17 protein-coding genes and 2 pseudogenes are annotated in these 23,783 nt (G+C 62.9%); 7 read left to right on the top strand and 12 right to left on the bottom strand.

The genetic code is table 11. The features are described 5' to 3' along the window. Positions 1 to 112: 112 nt before the first annotated feature. The 3 genes and pseudogenes from feaR to AB4O05_RS15225 form a co-directional block, all read right to left on the bottom strand. Positions 113 to 1,075: a transcriptional regulator FeaR gene (feaR, locus tag AB4O05_RS15235; RefSeq protein ID WP_460136790.1), complete on the bottom strand. Its 963-nt coding sequence runs from the start codon at positions 1,073 to 1,075 to the stop codon at positions 113 to 115. A gap of 111 nt (positions 1,076 to 1,186) precedes the next feature. Continuing rightward, complete coding sequence (locus tag AB4O05_RS15230; protein ID WP_460137576.1) at positions 1,187 to 1,771, bottom strand: DUF3156 family protein; 585 nt, start codon at positions 1,769 to 1,771, stop codon at positions 1,187 to 1,189. Then, a pseudogene (locus AB4O05_RS15225) lies at positions 1,752 to 3,252 on the bottom strand (APC family permease). Before AB4O05_RS15225 ends, AB4O05_RS15230 begins: the two are co-directional and overlap by 20 nt. A 344-nt stretch (positions 3,253 to 3,596) precedes the next feature. Here AB4O05_RS15225 and AB4O05_RS15220 point away from each other — a divergent pair. Beyond that, positions 3,597 to 4,871: an alginate export family protein gene (locus tag AB4O05_RS15220; protein WP_460137577.1), complete on the top strand. Its 1,275-nt coding sequence runs from the start codon at positions 3,597 to 3,599 to the stop codon at positions 4,869 to 4,871. A 91-nt stretch (positions 4,872 to 4,962) separates the two neighbouring features. Here AB4O05_RS15220 and AB4O05_RS15215 read toward each other — a convergent pair whose 3' ends face one another. Both AB4O05_RS15215 and AB4O05_RS15210 read right to left on the bottom strand, forming a co-directional pair. Next, entirely contained in the window at positions 4,963 to 5,895 is a 933-nt protein-coding gene (locus AB4O05_RS15215) for a p-hydroxyphenylacetate 3-hydroxylase reductase component (RefSeq protein ID WP_460136791.1), read from the bottom strand. A 56-nt stretch (positions 5,896 to 5,951) separates the two neighbouring features. Then, on the bottom strand, positions 5,952 to 7,121 hold the full coding sequence (locus AB4O05_RS15210; RefSeq protein WP_460136792.1) for a p-hydroxyphenylacetate 3-hydroxylase oxygenase component: 1,170 nt from the start codon (positions 7,119 to 7,121) through the stop codon (positions 5,952 to 5,954). Between the two features lie 234 nt (positions 7,122 to 7,355). On the opposite strand from AB4O05_RS15210, the gene AB4O05_RS15205 reads away from it, so the two are divergent. The 3 genes and pseudogenes from AB4O05_RS15205 (at position 7,356) to AB4O05_RS15195 (ending at position 11,034) form a co-directional block, all read left to right on the top strand. Further along, positions 7,356 to 8,843, top strand: a complete 1,488-nt coding sequence (locus tag AB4O05_RS15205; RefSeq protein WP_460136793.1) for an aldehyde dehydrogenase family protein — start codon at positions 7,356 to 7,358, stop codon at positions 8,841 to 8,843. Positions 8,844 to 9,047: 204 nt separating this feature from the next. After that, the gene (locus AB4O05_RS15200) at positions 9,048 to 10,088 is read left to right on the top strand and encodes a Rieske 2Fe-2S domain-containing protein (RefSeq protein WP_460136794.1); all 1,041 of its coding nucleotides are present in this window, start codon (positions 9,048 to 9,050) and stop codon (positions 10,086 to 10,088) included. Beyond that, positions 10,085 to 11,034: pseudogene (locus tag AB4O05_RS15195) on the top strand (PDR/VanB family oxidoreductase). Before AB4O05_RS15200 ends, AB4O05_RS15195 begins: the two are co-directional and overlap by 4 nt. Positions 11,035 to 11,040: 6 nt before the next feature. On the opposite strand, the gene AB4O05_RS15190 reads toward AB4O05_RS15195, so the two are convergent. From AB4O05_RS15190 to AB4O05_RS15160, 7 genes are all read right to left on the bottom strand, one after another. Then, positions 11,041 to 11,754, bottom strand: a complete 714-nt coding sequence (locus AB4O05_RS15190; protein WP_460136795.1) for a GntR family transcriptional regulator — start codon at positions 11,752 to 11,754, stop codon at positions 11,041 to 11,043. A gap of 55 nt (positions 11,755 to 11,809) precedes the next feature. Beyond that, complete coding sequence (locus AB4O05_RS15185; protein WP_460136796.1) at positions 11,810 to 13,552, bottom strand: acyl-CoA dehydrogenase; 1,743 nt, start codon at positions 13,550 to 13,552, stop codon at positions 11,810 to 11,812. Between the two features lie 36 nt (positions 13,553 to 13,588). After that, complete coding sequence (locus AB4O05_RS15180) at positions 13,589 to 14,830, bottom strand: thiolase family protein (protein WP_460136797.1); 1,242 nt, start codon at positions 14,828 to 14,830, stop codon at positions 13,589 to 13,591. After that, a complete protein-coding gene (locus AB4O05_RS15175; RefSeq protein WP_460136798.1) occupies positions 14,827 to 16,710 on the bottom strand; it encodes a feruloyl-CoA synthase in 1,884 nt (627 codons plus the stop codon). The genes AB4O05_RS15180 and AB4O05_RS15175 overlap by 4 nt, the downstream gene beginning before the upstream one ends. 62 nt (positions 16,711 to 16,772) lie before the next feature. Further along, entirely contained in the window at positions 16,773 to 18,221 is a 1,449-nt protein-coding gene (locus tag AB4O05_RS15170) for an aldehyde dehydrogenase (protein WP_460136799.1), read from the bottom strand. 77 nt (positions 18,222 to 18,298) lie between these two features. Further along, positions 18,299 to 19,129, bottom strand: coding sequence for a p-hydroxycinnamoyl CoA hydratase/lyase (locus AB4O05_RS15165; RefSeq protein ID WP_460136800.1), 831 nt, complete (start codon positions 19,127 to 19,129; stop codon positions 18,299 to 18,301). A gap of 87 nt (positions 19,130 to 19,216) precedes the next feature. Next, a complete protein-coding gene (locus tag AB4O05_RS15160; RefSeq protein WP_460136801.1) occupies positions 19,217 to 20,149 on the bottom strand; it encodes a LysR family transcriptional regulator in 933 nt (310 codons plus the stop codon). Between the two features lie 123 nt (positions 20,150 to 20,272). Here AB4O05_RS15160 and ilvD point away from each other — a divergent pair, with 123 nt between their 5' ends. The 3 genes from ilvD to AB4O05_RS15145 are packed head-to-tail and all read left to right on the top strand — an operon-like array spanning position 20,273 to position 23,723. Continuing rightward, positions 20,273 to 21,985, top strand: a complete 1,713-nt coding sequence (ilvD, locus tag AB4O05_RS15155) for a dihydroxy-acid dehydratase (RefSeq protein ID WP_460136802.1) — start codon at positions 20,273 to 20,275, stop codon at positions 21,983 to 21,985. Beyond that, positions 21,982 to 23,265: an aconitase X gene (locus AB4O05_RS15150; RefSeq protein ID WP_460136803.1), complete on the top strand. Its 1,284-nt coding sequence runs from the start codon at positions 21,982 to 21,984 to the stop codon at positions 23,263 to 23,265. Before ilvD ends, AB4O05_RS15150 begins: the two co-directional genes overlap by 4 nt. After that, complete coding sequence (locus AB4O05_RS15145) at positions 23,262 to 23,723, top strand: aconitase X swivel domain-containing protein (RefSeq protein WP_460136804.1); 462 nt, start codon at positions 23,262 to 23,264, stop codon at positions 23,721 to 23,723. Before AB4O05_RS15150 ends, AB4O05_RS15145 begins: the two co-directional genes overlap by 4 nt. Positions 23,724 to 23,783 lie beyond the last annotated feature (60 nt).

Below are 23,783 nucleotides of genomic sequence, written 5' to 3'. Positions count from 1 at the left end.
CGGTGTATCCGTTCAATAGCGTCCGACGCTTTCGAGCATCGACAGTGAACCACTGAAGACCCGCGACAAGGCCGCAAGCCGTTCGACGTAGCCCAGGCAGGCGTCGCACCGCCTAGGCCGCGCCCACTGCCTGCTGCAGATGGGTCGAACGAAAATCCTTGGGGGACAGCTCGAATTGCTTCTTGAACGAACGACTGAAGTGGGCTGAGTCGGTGAAGCCCCACTTGTAGGCAATCGAAGTGATCGACTCGCTCTTGAGGAACGGGTTGGTCAAGTCATCCGCGCTGCGCTTGAGCCGCGCACGCTGGATGTAGCGGCAGACGCTGTCATCCTGCTCTTCGAACAAACGGTACAGATGCCGCACCGAGATGTTCAAGCGGCTGGCCAGGCCCACAGGGCTCAGGCCGGGCTGGGTCAGTGACTCGTCGATGACTTTCTGCACATAACTGCGCAAGTTGTTGCCCTGCAGGCCGGCGATGCCCTCACCGGGCGCGTCATGCGCTTCAAAAGCGGACCCGAGCAAGGATACAAACGCCGCTTGCAAGGCCTGCGCCTCCTCATTCGGATCCTGGTCACCCAGCCCTTCCCGGCACAGTTGGTCCATCAGCACGTGGAGCATGCGGCCACAGGCCCTGCTCGACGAGATTTTACCGAAGGTTTTCGAGGTACCGCCCAGCTGCTTGCACACTTCATTGCGCGAGAGCGACAGCGACGCATGTTCGATCAGGCCAAATGGGCTGATCTCGATCGAGCCCGTGGAGTCCATCAGCAACATATCGCCGGGGGCCAGTTGGACGACCTGGCCGTTCTGGGTGATCTGGCAATAGCCGCTGCGTTGGCTGACGAGAAAACAATACTGGTCCATATCGTGATCGGCGTTGGGTCGTTCGCGCTTGATCCGTCCGGCGTTGGTACGCAGATTGGCCAGTGACAGGCCACCCCGCTCTAGCTTGGACACCTCACCGATAAACAGTGAGCGGTTAAACGCCAGTTCCGTATCGAAATGGCCGCAGGCCGCTCGCAAATCCCGAGTCCAGGTTTCCAATCCATGGTGCGCAGATTGATAGGTGCTCATGGCAACTCCAAAGTGGCTTCTTGTTTTTGTTGGCCAATAGTTAACATGTTATCTATATAGGCGCAACAAGCACGTCATCCCAATGGTAGAAGCACTAATGATGCCAACTGCTCACAACCCGCTCAGCACCCGCTGCAAGCCCGTCAGTACAGTGAACAAAGCTGCCCGCTGGGCCGGGCTCAGGGCGATGTAACGGCGAAACGCCGGCATGCGATTGACCACCTCGCTGCCGCCCATGTGCTCCAGCCGAACACACCATTGCCGGTCGTCCAACTCGATGCGCAGGTATTTGAAATCCAGCGCCATCAAGGCTTGATGCAATGACTCATCGCGGGTTAACACTGCCTCAAGCCGGGTCAGCCAAGGCGCTTCACCAGCCCGTTGCCGAAACGCCAGCCCCGTACGCCGAATCGATCCGCGATGGTGCAGCTCCAAGCGTGCACTGCCCTGCTCTGAAGCGGGCACCTGGATCCTGAACTCAGTCATGACCAGGTGCATCAGCAATTGTGCTTCAGTGCGCTCGACAATCGTCACCTCAAGGCCGTTGGTGTCCAGAGCGAACACCGCACTGGCCGGCCCGGTCGAGGTAAAATTCGCCAGGCCCAGGTTGCGCCGCAGGTACTCCAGCGTAACCCCGGGCCGGTAACCGGCCGGGGCGCGTTGCGCACTGAACAGCTCAGACAGCTTTTGCAGCATGCTCGAAACGCCCGTTGTGAGGGTTGCCAGGTTCATGGGAAAACTCCTTGGCCAGCACGTCTTCGACCGCCGCCGGCTTGAATGGATTGACCTTCTGCACCACCAGTGTCCAGAACAGCGCGTATGCAGCGGTAACCCCCAACATCACGCCGAACGGCACGTAAATGTCGGCGGGGTTCATGCCCGGCGGGGTGATGAACCACATCCCGAGTACAATGCCGACGCTGGACAGGATCTGTGGCAACGGGAAGAACGGCGAGCGATAGGCCCGTGGCAGATCAGGACGGCGAATCCGCAGGATCACCACCGACAGCGTCACCAGCAGGTAAGAGAAACTCCACGCACACACCGCCGCCAGCACCAGGTGCATGATGTTGTCGGTGTTACCCGCCAGCCACAGGGCATACAGGCACGGAATCAGCATCGCCACCAGGATGCACAGCAACGGCGTCTTGAAACGTGGGTGCAGATAGGTGAACACCTTGGGCAACGCGCCGTCCACGGCCATGCCGTACAGAATCCGCGGCACGCCCGCCATCAGCGTGTTGATGGTCGCGGCGCCGGCAAACAGAAAACCGATGCCCAGCCACAGCGGCCCGACCTGTCCCACGACCTGCTCGGCGAAGCGCGGAATCGCCATCGGCGTGTCCAGCAGGTGTACGCCGGTAGCCGCATCCAGCAACACGTTTTCGACCTGGCGCTTCATCGCCGCGCCGTAGAGAAACATGCAGGTGGCCACGCTCAACAAGCCGAAAATCATGGCCTTGGGCATGACCTTGGCCGAATTGCGCAGGTCCGGGGCCAGCGGTGTGACGAACTCGCACCCGACGAACATGAACATGGCCATGCCCACCAGCGACAAGATGGTGATCAGGTCGGTGCCCACCAATGACACGCCAAACCAGCCCTCCAGTTGCACCGCCGGCGCCGCGATCAGCCCCAGTACGGCAAACACCATCAGCGTGGTCCACATGCCGAAGGTCAGGATGATCTCGGCCCTGCCGAAGGCGCTGACGCCAAAGGCATTCAAGATGCCGAACACCACGACAAACCCGACGCCCAGCAACCACGAGCCGCCGGCGAGACTCCGCCAGGGTATTGAGGTGCTCGAAGTTCACCAGCGCCATGACCCCGGACAGAATGGTTTCGGCGGTACCGGCAAACACATGCACGATCAGGTACGCCGACAAGGTGCCGGTGATCGCAAAAAAACGGCCCATGCCGCAATTGATGTAGTCGTAGACCGAGCCGGTGGTCGGCAGGATCGCAGCGGCCTCGGCGAAGGTGGTCGCTTGCGCCAGCATCATCACCACCGCAATCAGCATGGCCACCGCAAAAGCGCTGCCGCCGATCCCGAAGCCCATGGTCGCGGTGAGAATCACCGGGCTGGCCATGATCAGGCCGATGGTGCTGGCCAGCGCGGTCGGAAAGCCGACGCTGCCTCGTTTCAAATGCTGCGTAAGCCGGTCATTGATCGACATGGTGCGGATCCTCGAAAGCGGATTTCTTAGTGGATGCATCGAGCCGTACAAGGCGCTGGCGTTGAAGCCTTCCCCTGCCAGTCCTTGATCGAAACGGCCTCGAGCGAAAATCACTGTGCGCCTCCAACGCGTCGAGCGTCTTGCCCATGTCTGCCGTCACTTTTGTTGCTGTCTGCCAAGGCACGGGGCTTGGCGGGCAGGATCAATTACCTGGCACGCAGGTAAAAGACTTCCCCTGCCTCCAGCCATCTTAATGCGCCCTCGACCTAACCACGCTGGGGACTATAACAATGGAGCACACACTGAAAACCCGCACGCTGTCCAAGGCTGTCGGCCTGGGCATCATGCTCTTGATCACCCACTCGTCGGCACAGGCCTATGAGCTGTACGCCGACGAAGACACCCACCTCAATGCCGACTTCCTGGCGGTCTACGGGATGTTCAACAGCCGCCACAACTATGACGGCACGCCCGGCGGTTCGTCCTGGCGCGAGGGGTTCATCAAATATGGTGTCAGCGGCGATCAGGGGCTGGCCGGTTACGGTACCGGTTATGGCGCACTCAATTGGGTCAGCTCTGGCACCTGGGGCGATGGCGATGCCGCCGGCAACACCGACGGTTCGGAACGCACCACGAAAATCGAAGACGCCTACCTGGGCTGGCGCTCGGCCGAGCTGTTCCCGGCACTGGGCAAGGACGGTGTGGATTTCTCCGTCGGCCGCCAGGTGGTGAAGCTGGGCCGCGGTTTCCTGATCAACGACGACGGCCCCAACCTGGGCAAGGGCCCGGCCGACGGTGCATTGAATCGCGGGGGCGCCTACTACCTTGCCGCTCGGCACGCCTTCGACCGCACCGCCGTGCTGCGCCTGGGCGGCCAGGACGGCCTGCACGGTTCGGTGCTGTGGCTCAAATCCGACAACCGCGCCCAGGCCGAAACCGAGCTGGCGGCGGGCACCCTCGACTACACCGCCGCAGCCGGTACGCTGGGGTTGACCTGGGTCCACGGCATAGGCGTCACCGACCAATGGGCCAGCGACTTCCAGAAACAGCGTGACGGCATGAACACCTACAGCCTGCGCGGCGAAGGCAGCGCGGGTATCGAGAATGCCAGCTTCGCCTTCGAGTATGCCTGGCAAGACAAGGATGCCGGGCCGGAGAAAGCCTGGTACGGCGAAGCCGGCTACACCTTTGCCGACGTCAGTTGGGCACCGAAGCTGACCTATCGCTACACCCGTTATTCGCAAAAATGGGACCCGCTGTTCACCGGGCTCAGCACCGGCTACGGCACCTGGTTCCAGGGTGAAGTGGCCTCCAACTACGCCGGCCCGTTCAACAGCAACACCGGCATCCAGCATGTAGGACTCAAGGCCACGCCCCTGGAAAACCTGACGGTTGGCGCGCTGTACTTCGACTTCAATACTTTGCGCAAACACGATGCGCTGAACCTTGACGCCCGCGAGCTGGACCTGTACGCCGAATGGGCGGTCAACAGCCACCTGATCATCAGCCCGCTGGTGGGCATCTACCAACCGAAAAAAGACGCGGACAGCGGCGGCAACCAAGTGGGTGGCAACGGTACCAACCTCTACAGCCAGCTCACGGTGGCCGTCCCCTTCTAACCACGTCCGGGAGCTGCCCCGGCGCAGCTCTCGGAGCACTCGACACCCTCGAAAAAAAACCGAGGCCTTTATTGGCCTCGGTTTTTTACCATCAGCAGTGTCGGATCAGCTGCTTCAACACTGTCTTGAACGTTTCGACCTGCGCCTCAGTGAACTCGGCGAACACCTTGTCTTGCTGTTCACGCGCGATCGCCCACAGGTCTTCGGTCTGCTCCACACCGGCCGCGGTCAGGTGTACGCCCTGGTCATCGTCGCTCACCAGCCCTTTGCGCTTGAGGTTGGCCACGGCTTCATCGATTTCCCGTACCGGCATGGCCACTTCGCGCAACAGGTCGTGGGTGCTCAGCCGGGCATCGTTCTCCAGCACCATCAGCATGCGCGCCTCGTTGGTGCGCAGGCCGGTGGACAATTGCCGGGGTTGATAGCTGGATTGATAGGCGCGCACCGCCTGAGTCATCAAGTAGTACAGGTTGTGGCTCAGGCGCCCCTGGAAATGGCTGCTCGGCGGCTGACTGTCGTCACGCTTGGTCATGCGCGTGTGGGGCAGCACCATCGAATAGGCCCCCTGATGGTAGAGCAACGGCGCACGGCCGAAATCATCGAAGGCCACCACCTTACCGATCATGATCCAATGATCGCCGCCGTCCACCTGCTGATAGTTCTCGCAATGAAACCGTGCCGAACAATCGGCGAACACCGGCGCGCCACCCTCGCCGGGCTGGTACTCGATCTCGGCGAAGCGATCGTCCCTGGGCCGGGCAAAATTGTTCGACAGGTCGATCTGGTCCGCCGCCAGCACGTTGACCGCGAAGTGGCTGGCCTGCTCGAACACCTCATGGCTGTTGGAACGTTTGTCGAGGCTCCACAGCACCAACGGCGGGTCGAGGGACACTGAGTTGAAACTGTTGGCGGTGACGCCCACCCTGCGCCCGGAAGCGTCGGCGGCGGTGACGACGGTCACGCCGGTGGCAAAGTTACCCAGGGCGCGGCGAAAGGCGCGTGGGTCGAAGGTCGATTCAGACATGCAAGACTCCCGGGCTGCGTCAGGCGCAACCCTGATTGTTGTTATCAAACGCGGCTTCAGATCATGCTCGGGTCGGGTTCCAGGCCCATCAGCTCGCGGCCGAGGATCTGCGCACAGACGTCGTAGTCGGTGTAGGCATGGGCGCCGGTCATGTGCGAGTCACGGAACAGGCGCTGCATCTCGTTGTGTTCGAACCAGGCATTGCCGCCGGCGGCTTCGAACAGACGATCCACCGCCTGGATGCACATCTTGGTCGCATACGCCTGGTTGGTGCGCCAGAACGCCAGGGTTTCGCGGCTGGGGTAGCGCTGCTGCTCACTGTGTTCGGCGTGGTCGGCCCAGGTCTTTTCAAGAAACGCGCGCGCCGCACCGACCTGATGCGTCGATTCCGCCAAGCGCATCAACGCCGGCGTCGCCGCTCCGACCGCCGCGCCGGTGTAGGCGCGCACACGGGTCTTGGTCTTTTCGCGGAATACCTCGAGCATGCGCTCGGCGACACCCAGGCTCACGGTAGAAAAGCCACTGGCAAAATATGGACGATACGGCGAGTAGAACACCTTGCTGTCAGGGTACAAGCCGAAGCCTGCGGACTTACCCTCCATCATGTCCTTGGCCTTCTGGATGCGATGCTCCGGCACCCAAGCCTTGTCGATGATCAGGGTCTTGGTGCCGCTGCCTTTCATGCCGGCAGCAAACCAGTCGTCGCGGATCTGATAGTCACTGCGCGGCAACACCGCGAAGCAGTAATCCTGCGTGCCTTCGGCATTCGGCCGGCGGAAACCGACAATCGCCCACTCGGCGTGGTCACAGCCGCTGCTCCAGCCCATCTCACCGCTGAACAGCACGCCGCCCTCAACCTCTTCGGTACGCCCGAAGGGGGCGATACTGCTGCTGGCCGTCGCATTCGGGTCGGTGCCCCAGACTTCCTGCTGCAGGGTGGCCGAGAACAGCGCCAGTTGATGACTGTGGGTACACAACAGGCTCATGGCCCAGGCCGTGCTGGCACAGGCCCCGGCGAGCGCCGCGATGCAGTCGGCAAACTGCGGCAGCGACAACTCCATGCCACCGAACGCCTTGGGCTGAAATGCACGGTGCAGACCGATGCCTTTGAGCAACGCAATATTCTCGGCGGGTACCTGGCGGTCCTGCTCGGCCCGCAAGGCATTGGCCGCGATGGCCGGCAGGAGGGACTTGAGGTCTTCGAAGAGCGGGTTTGGCTTTTTCATGGATGGCCCTGCTTATTATTGGATGTCCGGGCAACCGCAGGAATCGAGGCGGAGCGCCGGATGCAGGGCCAGTATGGAGTGCGCCTGGCGGGCATAAAATGCACGTTCCAGAGTCAAGATTGCACTTTTCACAGGCCTGGCAGCCACAGACATAGCGTGCGGCAGACACAGTCAAGCCTGGCAACAAGCGGTGGATTAACCTCGTTTTTTGTTTGTTCACGACCAGGAAAACCCATGAGCGATATTTCACTACTGCCTCACGTCGAAGCCTTTCTGCGTCGACAACACGCGCTGTTTATCGACGGTGGCTACGTTCAGAGTCACTCCGGCCAGACGCTGGAGGTGATCAACCCGGCCACCGGCCAGGTCATTGCCCAAGTCGCCGACGCCGACTCGGCCGATATCGACGCGGCCGTGGTCTCCGCGCGCCGTGCTTTCAAACAATGGTCCCAGGTCGCCCCGGCGACACGCGGCAATGTGCTGTTCAAACTGGCCGACCTGCTGGAACAGCACCGCGAAGAACTGGCGCAGATCGAGACCTGCCAGTCGGGCAAGATCATCCAGATTTCCCGGGCCTTCGAAGTCGATCAGGCCGCGCATTTTTTGCGTTACTACGCCGGCTGGGCCAGCAAGATCACCGGGCAGACCATCACACCGTCACTGCCCTCCTTCGCCGGTGAACGCTACACCGCCTTCACCCTGCGCGAACCGGTCGGGGTGGTGGTGGGGATCGTGCCGTGGAATTTCTCCACCATGATTGCGCTGTGGAAACTCGCCTCGGCGCTGGTGACCGGTTGCAGCATCATCATCAAGCCCAGTGAGTTCACGCCGCTGACCATGCTGCGCATCGCCGAACTGGCGATGGAGGCCGGCCTGCCGCCGGGTGCGCTCAACGTATTGACCGGCGGGGGCAGGGTAGGCAAAGGGCTGATCGAACACCCCGGCACCAACAAGGTATCGTTTACCGGCTCGGTGCCGACCGGCATTGCCGTGGGCCAGAGCGCCATGGGCGCGGGGTTGACCCGGGCAACCCTTGAACTGGGCGGGAAGAACTCCGCGGGTTTCCTGCCCGATGTGGACCTGGACAAGGCGGTCAACGGCATCATCGAGGCGGGCTTCTTGCACTCAGGGCAAATCTGCGCCGCTGCCGAGCGTTTCTTTGTGCATCGCTCGCAGATCGACGCGGTCATGGACAAACTGGCGCAACGCTTGGGCGCGCTGAACATCGGTTCGCCGTTGGATGAGCTCACCGAGTTCGGCCCGGTCGCCAACCGTCAGCATCAACTCAAACTGGGCGAGTTCTTTGACAAGGCGCGGGCGCAAAACAACCGCATCGTGCACGGCGGCAAACTGATTGACCGGCCGGGGTGCTACGTTGAGCCGACGATCATCCTGGCCAACGGGGTCGACGATACATTGCTCAACGAGGAGACCTTTGGCCCGATTGCTACGTTTTTGCCGTATGACACTGAAGACGAGTTGGTAGCGTTGATGAACAACACACCTTATGGGTTGAGCGCCAGCCTGTGGACCAATGATCTGGGCAAGGCGCTGCGGATGGTGCCGGCCATTGAGGCAGGCACAGTGTGGGTGAATATGCATACGTTGCTGGATCCGGCGGTGCCGTTTGGGGGGAGTAAATCCTCGGGGGTGGGCCGGGAGTTTGGCGGGGCGTTTATCGAGGATTACACCGAGTTGAAATCGGTGATGATTCGTTACTGATATCTGGCTGATGCCCATGAACCGAATGTGGGAGGGGCGGAGCGACGATTCGACCTGCTCCCACATGTCCGATCAATGGATCCATTAATTAGCAAGCCGTTCGATAATCGCCCAACAAAACCCTCAACACAGCTTGACTACCTCCTACCCCTCCAATCTAATGGATCCAACAAACAAAAATAATCCATTGCCTGGAGAGTCGCCATGTACCCCAAGAACACGTGGTATGTCGCCTGCACCCCCGATGAAATCGCACAAAAGCCCCTGGGTCGGCAGATCTGCGGTGAAAAAATGGTGTTTTATCGTGGCCTGGAAGGCGCGGTGGTGGCCGTCGAAGATTTTTGTCCTCATCGTGGCGCCCCGTTGTCGCTGGGGTATGTGGAGAACGGCAACCTGGTGTGCGGTTATCACGGCCTGGTGATGGGGGGCGATGGCAAGACCGTCGACATGCCTGGCCAGCGGGTACGCGGTTTTCCCTGCAACAAGACGTTCGCGGCGGTTGAACGCTACGGCTTTATCTGGGTGTGGCCGGGTGATCAGGCCCAGGCCGACCCCGCGCTGATCCACCACCTGGAATGGGCGGTGAGTGATGAGTGGGCCTATGGCGGCGGGCTGTTCGATATCCAGTGCGATTACCGCCTGATGATCGACAACCTGATGGACCTGACCCACGAAACCTACGTGCATGCCTCCAGCATCGGCCAGAAGGAGATCGACGAAGCTCCACCGGTCACCACCGTTGAGGGCGACGAAGTGGTCACCGCCCGGCACATGGAAAACATCATGGCCCCGCCGTTCTGGCGCATGGCTTTGCGCGGCAACCACCTGGCCGACGATGTGCCGGTGGACCGCTGGCAGATCTGCCGCTTTACCCCGCCCAGCCATGTGTTGATCGAAGTCGGCGTGGCCCATGCCGGCAAGGGCGGCTACCACGCCGCGCCCGAGCACAAGGCCGCCAGCATCGTGGTGGATTTCATCACCCCGCAGACCGACACCTCGATCTGGTACTTCTGGGGCATGGCGCGCAACTTCAACCCCCACGACGAGGCACTGACCGCCAGCATTCGCGAAGGCCAGGGCAAGATTTTCAGCGAAGACCTGGAGATGCTCGAACGCCAGCAGCAGAACCTGCTGGCCCACCCGACGCGCAACCTGCTCAAGCTGAATATCGATGCCGGCGGCGTGCAATCACGCAAGGTCCTCGAACGACTGATCGCCAAGGAACGCGCCGGGGAGCCAACATGATCGAAGTCGTGGTGACGCGCCGTCACACCGAAGCCCAGGACATTTGCAGCTATGAACTGGCCCGTGTCGATGGCAGCCCGCTGCCGCCCTTCAGTGCCGGGTCGCATATTGACGTGCACCTGCCGGACGGGCTGATCCGCCAGTATTCGCTGTGCAACCACCCTGAAGAACGCCATCGCTACTTGATCGGCGTACTCAACGATCCTGCCTCGCGGGGCGGTTCACGCAGCCTGCATGAACAGGTACACGAGGGTACCTGCCTGACCATCAGCGAACCGCGCAACCTGTTCCCCCTGGCCCACGAAGCGCGGCGCAGCCTGTTGTTCGCCGGTGGCATCGGCATCACCCCGATCCTGTGCATGGCTGAACGCCTGGCCCACCTGGGTGCCGACTTCCACTTGCATTATTGCGCCCGCGCCGAAGAACGCGCGGCGTTTGTACAGCGCCTCAAGACGTCGTCATTTGCCGAGCGGGTGTCCCTGCATTTCGATGAGCAGCCCCACACGGCCTTGAATGCCGCCCAGGTACTGGCGGCGCCCGAAGACAACGTGCACCTATATGTGTGCGGCCCCGGTGGTTTCATGGAACATGTGCTCGACAGTGCCCGGGCCCAGGGTTGGCAGGAAGACTGCCTGCACCGCGAATACTTTTCGGCGGCGCCGGTGGACAGCAGCCTCGACGGGCGTTTTTCAGTGCAGATCGGCAGCAGCGGCCAGGTCTTCGAGATACCGGCCGACAAGAGCGTGGTGCAGGTCCTGGAAAGCCACGGCATCGAGATTGCCGTGTCCTGCGAACAGGGGATCTGCGGCACCTGCCTGACCCGCGTGCTGGAAGGTGTGCCGGAGCACCGCGACCTGTTCCTCACCGAGCAGGAGCAGGCGCTGAACGACCAATTCACGCCCTGCTGTTCACGCGCGAAAACACCCTGCTGGTGCTCGATATCTGAAACGCATCACGACGCGGGCAAGATCACTTTCATGCGCGCGTCGGCGGTGGCGGCGCTGAAGATCTCGGCATAGCGCAACGTCGCATTGGCGTGTTCGCGCATGATGGCTTCGGCTCGTGCGCCCTGGCGATTGACCAGGGCGTCGAACACTGAGTGATGCTGCATATGGGCGTAGTTGAAGCGCCGGTATTCGCGGGCCATGTCCTCGCGATCCACCGCCAGCGCGGTCACCGACGCGAATGGCAGGTGATCATTGCGGGCCAGCGCGTCGGCGATCGCCGGGTTGTGGCTGCCTTCAACGATGACCTGGTGAAAGCGCATGTTCAGGTCGTGATAAACCTCGAGATCGTCCTCGGTCACATAGCCTTTTTCGAACAGTTGATCGCCCTCGACCAGACAGCGCTCAAGCACCCCGCGCGCCTCGGCGGACAAACCACGCTCGGCGGTTTGGCGCGCCGCCAGGCCTTCGAGCACGCCGCGCACTTCGACGGCGCCGGCAATGTCGCCGGGGCTGACCGAACGCACTTGGTACCCGCGCCCGCCAAACGGCACCAGCAACCCTTCCTGCTCCAAGGTACGGAACGCCATGCGCACGGGCATGCGCGACACACCAAAGCGCTGCGCCGTGGGAATTTCCATCAGGCGTTCGCCTGCCGCCAACTCGCCGCTGGCAATCATCTTGCGCAGTGCAACCAGCACCAATTGACCGGGCTTACTCATCCAGGCAACTTCCAGAAAACGTGGGCCGCCATAGTACCGCAAGCGCCTGCCCCCGTCAGACGAACGCCAATGCTGCCCGCGCGCCGTCGATTGCCCCCAGGTGCTGGGCCAGCCGGGAGGGCAGGTAATCAAAAAAGAAACCGGCACTTTGCAGCTTGGCGGCACGCAACGGATCGTCCGCCGGCAAGGCCCTGGATACCCGCGCCGCCCGTGCCCAGGCAAACGCCAGCAGCGCCACGCCGCACAACTGGAGGAAATCCGGCGCTGCCCGGTAAGGGTATTCGCTGTCCTCGTGGGACCGCTCCTGTATGGCGCTTACCACACTGGCCAATGCCTCGCACACGCCGCCCAACGCGCGGGCGAACCCTGCGCACTCGGCATCCTGGCTGCCCTGCTCGGCCTCGGCGCGCAACTGGGCCAGCAACAGGCCAAATGCCTCGCCCTCGTCTGCCAATACCTTGCGCAGCAACAGGTCATTGGCCTGGATCTCATTGCTGCCCTCGTAGATCATCGCTATGCGGCTGTCGCGCAGGGTTTGCTCGATGCCGAACTCGACGACGTAGCCATAACCGCCGAACACCTGCAACGCATGGCTGGCCTGACGAAAACCCTGCTCGGTGAAAAATGCCTTGATGATAGGGGTCAGCAACGACGCCAACCGGGCGGCCGACGCGTCCTGGTGATGCTCGGCCTGGTCGAGCAAATGTGCCGCCCAATACCCGATAGCGCGCAGCCCCTCGCCGGTGGTGCGCAACTCCAGCAACACACGGCGCATGGCCGGGTGATAACGGATCGGGTCAGCGGCCTGGGCCGCCACCTCTTCGGGCCTTGACGGTGCACGCATTTGCACGCGCTCGGCGGCGTATTGCCGGGCGTTCTGCCACGCTGCCTCGACATGCCCCAAGCCTTGCAAGCCGACATGCAGGCGCGCCGAATTCATCATCACGAACATCGCTGCCAAACCGCGATGGGCCTCGCCGATCAGCCAGCCCTGGGCCGCATCGAAGACCAGCGAGCAGGTGGCGCTGCCCTTGATGCCCATCTTGTGTTCAATGCCGTCACAACGCACGCCATTGGCCTGGCCATCGTCCAACCGCTTGGGCACCAGGAACAGTGAAATCCCGCGACTGCCCGGCGGCGCGTCGGGCAGGCGCGCCAGCACCAGGTGCAGGATATTGGCCGTAAGGTCATGCTCACCGCCGGAGATAAACAGCTTGCTGCCGCTCAGGCGATAACAGCCATCGGCCTGGGGCTCGGCGCGACAGCGCAGCAAACCGACATCGCTGCCGGCCTGGGGCTCGGTCAGGCACATGGTGGGCAAGGCCTGGCCGCTGATGATCTCGGGCAAATAGCGCGCTTGCAGCCAGGGTGCGGCGTGAGTCTTGAGGCACAGGTAGGCGCCGTGGGCAATGCCGGTGTACATGGCCCAAGCGTGGTTGCTGGCGTAGAGCATTTCCTGCACTGCTGCGTCGAGCAGTTGCGGCAAGCCCTGCCCGCCCAGCGCCTCGGTGCACGCCAGTGCCGGCCAACCGCCCTCGACATAGGCTCGATACGCCTGGGCAAAGCCGTCCGGGGTGCTGACCTGGCCCGCCTGCCAACGACAACCCTGGCGATCACCGCCACTGTTCAACGGCGCCAGCACGCCCTGACTGAAGCGCGCCGCCTCCTCCAGCACCTGGACCGCCAGCGGCAGGTCCAGGCCTTCGAAGGCCGGGTTGCGGCGCCACGCGTCGGGCGCCTGCAGCCAATGCTCGAGCACAAATTGCATATCGCGCAGGGGCGCCTTATAGCTCCACATCGGGACACCTCATCGAATAAAAAAGCACGCGTACGCTCAGGCGCGCCAGGCGGGATTTTCGATCAGCAACGCCATGCCCTGCCCGCCACCCACGCACGCGGCGGCAATCCCGTAGCGCAGGTTGTGCTGGCGTAATTGCCGGGCCAGGCTCATGACCAGGCGCAAGCCAGTAGCCGCCAACGGATGCCCCAACGCAAGAGAGCCACCCTCGACATTGAGGCGGGTGCTGTCCAACTCCAATTCCTGGGCCACCGCCAGCACTTGAGCCGCCTGCGCCTCGTTGATCTCGAAGCGGTCGATATCGCCCAGGCCCAAGCCACTGCGCTGCAACAGCAGGCGGATTGCCGGTGCCGGGCCGATGCCCATGAATTCCGGGGCCACCCCCACCACCGCGCTGGCCACCAGCCGGGCCAGCGCCGGGCGTGTGCTGTCAGAGGCGCGCCCTACCAGCGCCGCTGCCGCGCCGTCGACCACCGCACAACTGTTGCCGGCGGTTTGCACGCCGTCGGCATGCACCGCGCGTAAACGTGTCAGGGCCGCCAGGTCGGTGGCGCGTGGATGGCTGTCCTGGGAAACGGCATCGGCCCGGTGTGCCAGGCGGATGCCCCTCGGCTGATAGCCCTCAAGCTCGAACACCTGGTTATCCACGGTCGCGATCTCTTGCGCCCAGGCACCTTCACGCTGTGCCTGCAAAGCGCGCTGATGGCTGTCGCAGGCATACCGGTCCACGGCCTCGCGACCCAGGCCATAACGGCGCGCGAGGTTATCGGCGGTGGCGATCATGTCCACCGCCGGGGCCGGGTCGTACAGCGCCTCCCAGAGAAAATCCTTGAATTGCACCTCGCCGCCCAGGCGAAACCCGCCCCGGTGGGTATAAGCGGCAATCGGGTTGCGCGACATCGACTCAGCCGCCACGCACAACACCAGTTGCACCTCACCGCGCAGTTGTTCGCCAGCCTGGCGCAACAGCTCGAAACCGGTGGCGCAGATGCGCTGCACCCCCAGCGCCGGGACCGCTTGCGCCACACCGCTGTACAGCCCGACATGCCGTGGCAGCAAGTAGGCATCGAAGCTGGCCTGGGCCATGGAGCCTGCCAGCACGCTATCCACCGCCTGCGCGTCAATGCCGGCCCGGGCCAGCACCTCGCGACCGACCTTGATCCCCAGATCGATGGGCGACACCGGGGACAGCGCGCCGCCAAGGTCGACCCAGGGCGTGCGCACGGCCTCGAAAATCGCCACATCGGCAAACGCCGAATACTGGCCGGCGCTGTTCAAGGCTTGGGTCCGGCGCGCAGGATCGTGGGGTCTTCACCGCGATACAACGCCTCGACCTTGGCCGCGCGCCATTGCAACACCGCACGCTGGTTGATCGAGCCTTTGTCGGTGATCTCGCCGCGGTCGATGGACGCCGGCTCGTCGAGCACGGCGATCCATTCCAGGCGACTGGCGTTGCCGGTAGCCTCGCGATTGAGGCGCTGCAACCAGTCGCCGAACCATTGGCGCACCGGCGCGCTGGCCAGCACCTCGGCGTCGCTGGCGTCGGCGCTCAAGCCGGCCAGACGCCGGCATTCGAAGGGCCTGGGGAAGACCAGGGCGCCCAGGCACTCGCGGTCCGGCGCGGTAATCACCAGGTCCTGTACGTAGGGCGAGCCTTCGAGCACCGCGCGATTGCGCAACGGCCCGACGCTGACGAACACCCCGGAAGACAGCTTGAAGTCTTCGGCAATGCGCCCGTCGAACATCAGCCCCAGTTGCGGCTGCTCGGGGTCGGCAAGCTTGATCGCATCACCTGAACAGTAGAAACCCTGCTCATCGAACACTTCGGCGGTTTGCTCGGGCGCGCGCCAGTACCCCGGCATGATGTGCGGGCCGCGAAAGCGTCCTTCGAACTTGCCGTCCACCGGCACCAGGCGCACCTCGCAGCCCGGTGCGGGCAAACCGATGTAACCGGCCATCGACAACGGCCCGGTGGTGAAGGTGCACGACGGCGCGGCTTCGGTCATGCCCAGCCCGGCCATCATGCGGATGCGTTCGCCGCAGTGCTGCTCGGCCACGCGGTCGAGGCGGTCCCAGACGCTTTGCGACAGGCCGGCGGCGGCAAAGAAGAACAGCTTCATCCGCGCAAAAAAGCGCTCGCGCAACTCGGCGTCCTGTTCCAGCGCATTGACCAACTCTTCCCAGCCCTTGGGCACCGTCAGGTAGGCGGTGGGCGAAATCTCTTTGAGATTGCGCAAGGTCTCGGCCATGCCCTGGACCGTGGGTTTGCCAGCGTCGAGGTAAAAGGTACCGCCGTTATAGAGCACGATGCCGACGTTGTGGCTGCCGCCAAAGGTGTGGTTCCACGGCAGCCAGTCCACCAGCACCGGCGGCTCCTCGCCGAACACCGGAAACGTCTGCAGCAGCATCTGCTGGTTGGCGCACAGCATGCGTTGGGTGGTGATCACCGCCTTGGGCAATTTGGTCGAGCCCGAGGTGAAGAGAAACTTGGCGATGCTGTCGGGGCCGGTGGCGTGGAACGCCGCGTCGGCCTCGGCGCCACCGGGGGTATGCAACAGGCTGGCGAAGCTGACCTGAGTGCGCCCGGGCAGGTGACCGCGCACGGTGATCAGCGGTGTCTCGGCCGGCACGACCGCCTCGATCGCGCGCTGGTAAACGGCCGCGTCACTGACGAACACCAGGCCCGGTTGCAGCAGGTTGCACACATGCCGCAGCTTGGCGAAATCCTGGGACAACACCGAATACGCCGGCGACACCGGGCAGTAGGGAATGCCCGCGTACATGGCACCCAGGGCCATCTGCAGATGCTCGATGTCGTTGCCCGACAGCAAGGCCAGCGGCTTATCCGCCGAGAGCCCGTAACTCAGCAGGCTCTGGGCGATGGCACGCACGCTGTCGAGCATGTCGCGGTAACTGACATGGCGCCACTCACCATCGTCCTGGCGCGCGGCAATAAACGTCTGCTCGGGCCGCACCTGGGCCCAATGCACCAGCCGGTCGAGCAAGCGCGGCGGCAACGCGGCCAGTGGTTCCAGGGCACGCATATGCAACACGCCCTGTGCTTCGCTGACCTCGACCGGCGCCTGGCCGATGGACACCGCGCGGTAGCGCGGCGGCTGCTGTTCGGGCTGGGGTTGCGCTCTGAATTCGGAACTCACAAGGATGTCCTCCAGCAAGGCGGGTCAACGCCGCCTTGTTATTGTTATGACACGGTGCCTGCTCAGATCGGGTAGTGCCGTAGCCCGTTCTGCAAGGTCACCCAGCGCAGTTGCGTGAAGTGCTCGATCGCAGCCCTGCCGCCGAAGCTGCCGTAGCCGCTGGACTTGACTCCGCCGAAGGGCATCTGCGCCTCGTCATGCACGGTCGGGCCGTTGATATGACAAATGCCCGACTCCACCCGCTGCGCCAGGGCCAGGGCACGTCCGGTGTCGCGGCTGAAGATCGCCGCCGACAGGCCGAACTCGGAGTCGTTGGCCAGGCGCAGCAGCGCTTCATCACCGTCACCACGCAGCAACACCGCCACCGGGCCGAAGGACTCTTCGCGGTACAGGCGCATGTGTTCGGTGACGCCATCGATGAGGGTCGGCTGCAGGATGCTGCCTTCCAATTGCCCGCCCACCACCAGGCGTGCGCCCTTGGCCAGGGCATCGTCGATCAGGGCCTTGATGCGCGTACCGGCGCTGGCATCCACCAGCGAGCCCAAGACCGAATCCGGCGCAGCGGGATCACCCGCGTGCAGGGTTGCGACCTTGGCCGCCAGCTTGGCGATAAAGGCATCGGCGACCTTGGCATCGACAATCAGGCGTTCGGTGGACATGCAAATCTGCCCTTGGTTGAAGTAGGCACCAAAGGCTGCCGCCGCCACCGCTGCATCCAGGTCGGCGTCGTCGAGTACCAGCAATGGCGCCTTGCCGCCCAGCTCCAGCAGGGCCGGCTTGAGGTGACGCGCCGACAGTTCGCCGACAATCCGCCCGACATGGGTCGAGCCGGTGAAATTGACTCGCCGCACCGCCGGGTTGGCGATCAGCCGTTCAACAATCGCGGCCGCATCCGCCGGGGCATTGCTGATGACGTTGACCACGCCATCGCCAAGGCCGGCATCCTGCAACACCTGGCCGATCAGGCGGTGCACCGCCGGGCTCAGCTCCGAGGCCTTGAGCACCACGGTGTTGCCACAGGCCAGCGGCATGGCGATAGCGCGGGTAGCGAGGATGACCGGGGCATTCCACGGCGCGATGCCCAGCACCACGCCGCAGGGCTGACGCAGGGCCATGGCGAAGCTGCCGGGTACATCGGAGGGGATCACGTCACCGGTGATCTGGGTGGTCATCGATGCCGCTTCGCGCAGGATGTTGGCCGCCAGGCGCACGTTGAAGCCATACCAGTTGGCCATGGCGCCGGTCTCGCCGGCGGCCGCGATGAATTCGGCGCTGCGCGCCTGCAATTGCTCGGCAGCAACGAGCAAGCGGGTGCGGCGTTCGTTGGGCGCCAGCGCGGCCCACGCGGGGAACGCGGCCTGGGCCGCGGCCACGGCGGCGTCGGCATCTTCCAGGGTCGCGGCGGCCACCCGCGAGACCACTTCACCGGTCACCGGGTTGCGACGCTCGAAGGTTCGGCCGTCGCGGGCGGGGCACGACTGGCCGCCAATCAATAGGGGTACGTCCAGCATGGTGATTCCTCTTTATTATCTTTATCGGGAATACGTTCAGCTTCGGTCACAGCAGTGCGGCCCGCAGGCCGCGCACTTCAGCGTTTATACGCTTGCAGGCCAGGCTTGATGCTCTTGTCGTCGAGAAACTGTTTCATACCCTGTTCGCGGCCACCTTCGGTGTCGAGCAAACGCGACTGATCGAGCTTGGCGTACAGGTAATCCTCGTTCTGCTCCCAGGTCAGTTCGCGGCAACGCTTGAAGCCATGCTTGGCCGCGCGCAGCACCACCGGGTTTTTCTCCAGCAGGTTGCGCGCCAGCTCAATGGTGACTTCGCGCAGTTGAGCCAGCGGCACGCTCTCGTTGACCAGGCCCATTTCGGCGGCTTTCTGCCCGCCAAAGGTCTTGCCGGTCATGATGTAGTACAGCGATTGACGGTGGCCCACGGTGTCGGCCATGGCCTTGCTCACCAGGTTGCCCGGCGGGATGCCCCAGTTGATTTCCGAAAGACCGAAGGTCGCTTCATCGGCGCAGATCGCCAGATCGCACGCCACCAGCGGGCTGAAGCCGCCGCCAAAGCACCAGCCGTTGACCATGGCGATGGTGGGCTTGGCGTACATGCGCAGCAGTTTCCACTGCCATTGCGAGGCTTCGCGACGGATCTTTTCCTGGAGGATTTCCGGACCGGCGTCGATTTCGCGGAAGTATTCCTTGAGGTCCATACCGGCGGTCCAGGATTCGCCGGCACCAGTCAGCACCAGCACGCCGGCGGCGGGGTCCTGCTCGAGGGTTTCGAGCACGTCGATCATTTCCCGGTTGAGGGTCGGGCTCATGGCGTTGCGTTTTTCCGGGCGATTGAGAATGACCCAGGCAATGCCTTCCTCGATCTCGACTTTGACGGTGGTCCAACGGCCTTCGTAATTGCTCATGGCGATTGCTCTCTTGTTGTTCGTTCGAAGATGAGCAAAACCTAACCGGCAAAATTAGTTATGTCAATTAACTATTAATCGATTTAATCAAATTTTCAACGGTTCGGCAGGCGAAAAGTCACCGAGCAACTCAACGAAGGATTGCCGCAACCATCGATTGGCCGGGTCATGATGGAAACGCGTATGCCAGTAAAGATGAATGTCGTATCCGCTGATGTCCCAGGGTAGCGGCACCAGGCGCACGTTGGTGATTTCAGCAAACCGCCGTCCTACGGCCAACGGGACGGTGGCAATCATGTCGGACTCGGCCACCAGAAACGGCACCCCCATGAACCGTGGCAAGCTGAAACGCACCCGGCGCACGATGCCGTGGGCCGCCAGTTCACGATCCAGCACACCCATGCCGCGCCCTTCGGCCTGTACCGCCACATGCACGGCGGCCTGGTATTGTTCGGCGCTGATGTGCTCTCCAATGGTGGGATGATCACTGCGCACGATGCACACGAATGAATGCCGATATAACGCCTGATGCCGGATCGAGGTATTCAGTAACCGTGGAAAATAGCCGATGGCCGCGTCCACCTCGCCGGCATCCAGGCCCTCTTCCAATTGTTCCGAGGACAACGCCTGGGTACGGATTTTCAAGCGAGGCGCTTGTTTGTCGAGCATTCGCATGAGCCTGGGCAGGAACACCATTTCACCGATATCCGACATGCACAGCACCAACTGGCGCTCGGAATGCTCGGGGACGAACCCGGTAGACGGCAGAACTTCCGCGCTGACCATTTCCAGGATCCGCTGCACCGGCTCGGCGATCTGCAAGGCCCTTGCCGTGGGTTGCATGCCACGGGAAGTGCGGATGAATAATGGGTCATCGAACAACGTGCGCAATTTGCCCAGGGCGAAACTCATGGCCGGCTGGCTGAGGCCCATCAGATCACCGGCCAGGGTCACGCTCTGCTTTTTGCGCAACGCATCGAACACTTTGAGCAGATTGAGATCGACGTCTTTGATATCCATATTTTGGATTTTATCTATAAGTGAAATAAGGTTTTCGGATTCTAGGTCTACGCCTAGACTCGGCACAAGATCGTTAATGCGATTAACCAGATTGGCACTCAAATAACAATAACGGAGCACAACATGCCCAAGAAGCTGCGCAGCAATTTCCCGTATGGGTCGTATTTATGGGCTGTGCGCGCCGCCCAGTGGCGTGCCTTGGGCATCGATGAGAGCGAACTGGAGAAACCCAAGATCGCAATCGTGAACTCGTCATCCAACCTGGCGATCTGCTTCAGCCACTTGGACGGTATTGCCACGGTTCTCAAGCAGTCGATACGCGACGCTGGCGCCCTGCCCTTCGAAATCCGCACCGCCGCCCCCAGTGACTTCATCACCGGTGCCGGTGCCGGGGGTGCCTATATGCTTGCCGCGCGCGATCTCATCACCAACGATATCGAAGTCGCGGTTGAAGGTGCCCAGCTCGACGGCATGATCTGCCTGGCCTCCTGCGATAAAACCGTCCCTGGCCAATTGATGGCTGCCGCCCGCCTGAATATTCCGACGCTGGTCGTGGTGTGCGGATACCAGCCGAGCGGCGAATACAACGGTAAGCACGTGGATATCGAGGACGTGTTCATCAGTTCCATGCACGTCGTCACGGGCAAGCTGCCGGTCGAGGAGTTGGCCGGCATGGCCCGCAATGCGATCAAGGGCCCTGGGGTGTGCTCGGGGATGGGCACCGCCAACTCGATGCACCTGGTGTGCGAAGCCCTTGGCATGGCATTGCCCGGCAGCTCGCCCATCGCGGCCAATAGCCCACAGATGTTCGATTTCGTGCATCAGGCCGGCAGGCGCATTGTGGAAATGGTCGAGGAAGACCTCAAACCTCGCGATATCCTGACCCCCGATGCCTTCGCCAACGCCGTATCGACCATTCTCGCTGCGGGCGGCTCGGTCAACACCATCAAGCATATGCAGGCGGTGGCAGCCGAAGGCGGCGTTGACGTGGACGTCTATCAACTCTTCAGGGACCTGGGCAAACAGGTGCCGGTGCTGGTCGGTGTACGGCCGGTGGGTGAACACAGCATCGAGCAAATGGAAGCCGCCGGCGGTGGGCGCGGGCTGCTCAAGCGCCTGGAACCCTTGCTGCATGGCGATGTGTTGACGGTCACCGGCAAAACCCTGACGCACAACCTGCGCTCAGTGGCCGTCAGCGATGACGCGGTGATCCGCCCGTTGGACAACCCCTTCGCCACCCAGCCTGCCATCGTGATGCTGAGCGGTAACATCGCGCCGCAGGCGGGCATCGTCAAATACGGCATCGACCCGAGCAAGATGCGCCGTTTCGAAGGCCCTGCGATCTGTTTCGAGCGCTCCGCCGAGGCTATCGAAGCCCTGCAGGACGGGCGCATACAGCCTGGCCATGTGGTGGTCATGCGCGGCGCCGGTGTGCGCGGTGGCCCGGCCATGGGTGGCGGGGCCTCGAAAGTCGTGTTCGCCATTGACGGCGCCGGCCTCGGCGACCACGTGGCCATGCTCACTGACGGCCATCTTTCAGGCTTGGTATGCAAGGGCCTGGTGGTGGCCGAAGTCGCGCCTGAAGCGGCCATCGGTGGCCCATTGGCGCTGGTCGAGGACGGCGACATCATCACCATCGACCTGGACCTCAACACGCTCGACGCCACTATCAGCGAAACCGAGATGCAGGCGCGGCGCGCGCGTTGGCAGCCTTTGGCGCCGCAGTTCGGCGGTGGCTGGCTGGATATCTACCGCCATAACGTGTCTTCCATGGAACACGGTGCGGTGCTGATCAAACCACTCGACATCACCCGCGCCGGAGAACAACCGCAATGAGGCTGCGCGACGACGAGAAAGCCATGCTCGCCGGCGACCAGGGGCCGGCGGTGCAAAAAGCCATGGACCTGCTGGTGCGGTATGGCGAGGCTCTGGATGCACCGTGCCTGGTGGACACACGGAATGTGGCCGGCACCATCGGCGCCACCACGCCTTTCCTGCGTCATTACGCAGCGCGCGAGGGCGGCATGGACGCGGTGTTCAGCGAGTTCAACCTCGACAGCGCCGAGGTGGTGCCGATTCCCAAGGTCAGGGTGTTCAGCAGTCACCTGCAACAGGGCATCGATCCAAGGCATGCCGAACGCCAGGGCATCGGCGAGGACGTGGTGCGTATTTATGAGACCGGCCAGGCCTACAGCAGCGGCCTGGGCGTACAACCGTTGAATACCTGCACGCCTTATCAGGTCGGCAACGTACCGGTAAAAGGCGAACACTGTGCGTGGATGGAGTCCTCCGCCGTGATCTACATCAACTCGGTACTCGGCGCCCGGACCAATGCCGAGGGCCGCGAAAGCACGGGGGCGGCGATGCTGACCGGCAAGATTCCCTATTGGGGCCTGCACCTGGACAAGAACCGTCGCGGCACCCATCTGATCCAGTTGGATATCGAGGTGAGCACCACGGCCGACTGGGGCCTGCTCGGCTACTGGGTCGGTGAACAGGTGCAGGATCGTATCCCGGTCATCGAAGGCGTGAGCCACCAGCCCAACCTGGCCCGCCTCAAGCACTTCGGCGCGGCGGCGGCTTCCAGCGGCGGCGTGGAGATGTATCACCTGGTGGGCGTCACGCCCGAGGCACACACCCGCGAGCAAGCGTTCGGCGCCTCCCTGCCTTCGGCCACCTTGCGTTTCGGTGAAGCCGAACGACGCTGGGCCTACGAGCAAGTCAACGTCACGGCGCGAGATACCCACATCGATTTTGTCATGCTCGGCTGCCCGCACTACAGCCTCGAGCAAATCTGGGAAGTCTGCCAGTTGCTCGAAGGCCAACGCCTGAGCCCGAATACCGAGCTCTGGCTATTTACCGCGGCATCGATCAAGCAACTGGCCGACGTCGCCGGCTACACACGCATCATTGAGCAGGCAGGCGGCCATGTGATGACCGATACCTGCTCGGCGATCGGCAAGGTGATACCCAAGGGCACCCGGGTGGCGGCCGTGGACTCGGCCAAACAGGCCCATTACCTGCCAGCGATCATGGGCATTCAGGCCTGGTTCGGCACCACCGCCGAGTGCGTCCAGGCAGCCATCGAAGGCCGCTGGAAAGGTACCTTGAAATGAACGCAACCTTTACGCTCAGAGGCCGCAAAGTCGTCGGCGGCTGCTTCGAAGGGGAAGCCCTGGTAACCGCTGACCGCATCTCCGGCTGGGGCGGCATCGACCCGCGAAGCGGCACCGTGATCGAAACACGCCATGAACTCAAGGGCATCAGTTTCGCCGGCAAGGTCCTGGTGTTTCCGGGCGCCAAGGGCTCGTCCGGCTGGTCTTCGCAGTTCCACATCGCTCGTCTCGCCGGCGTGGCGCCCGGCGCCATGCTGTTCAATGAAATGACCGCGAAAATGGGCCTGGGCGCGGTCGTGGTGCATGCGCCCGCCATGACCGATTTCAGCGAGGATCCGCTGAGCCGGATCCGCACCGGCGATTGGGTACGCGTCGATGCCGACGCCGGGATCGTCGAGGTGACCCCGCGTCAATCATGCAGCACCGATGCATCGCCACGAATACCAGCCCCGTCATAACCCGAAGAGACTTGTCGACATAACCGCTTCCGTGGCCGCTGGCCAGCGGGCTCGGGTTCG

The sequence above is a fragment of the Pseudomonas sp. S1_G07 genome (assembly GCF_054668565.1).
The sequence above is the reverse complement of the archived record's forward strand: the minus strand, read 5'-3'. Positions and strand labels throughout refer to the sequence as shown.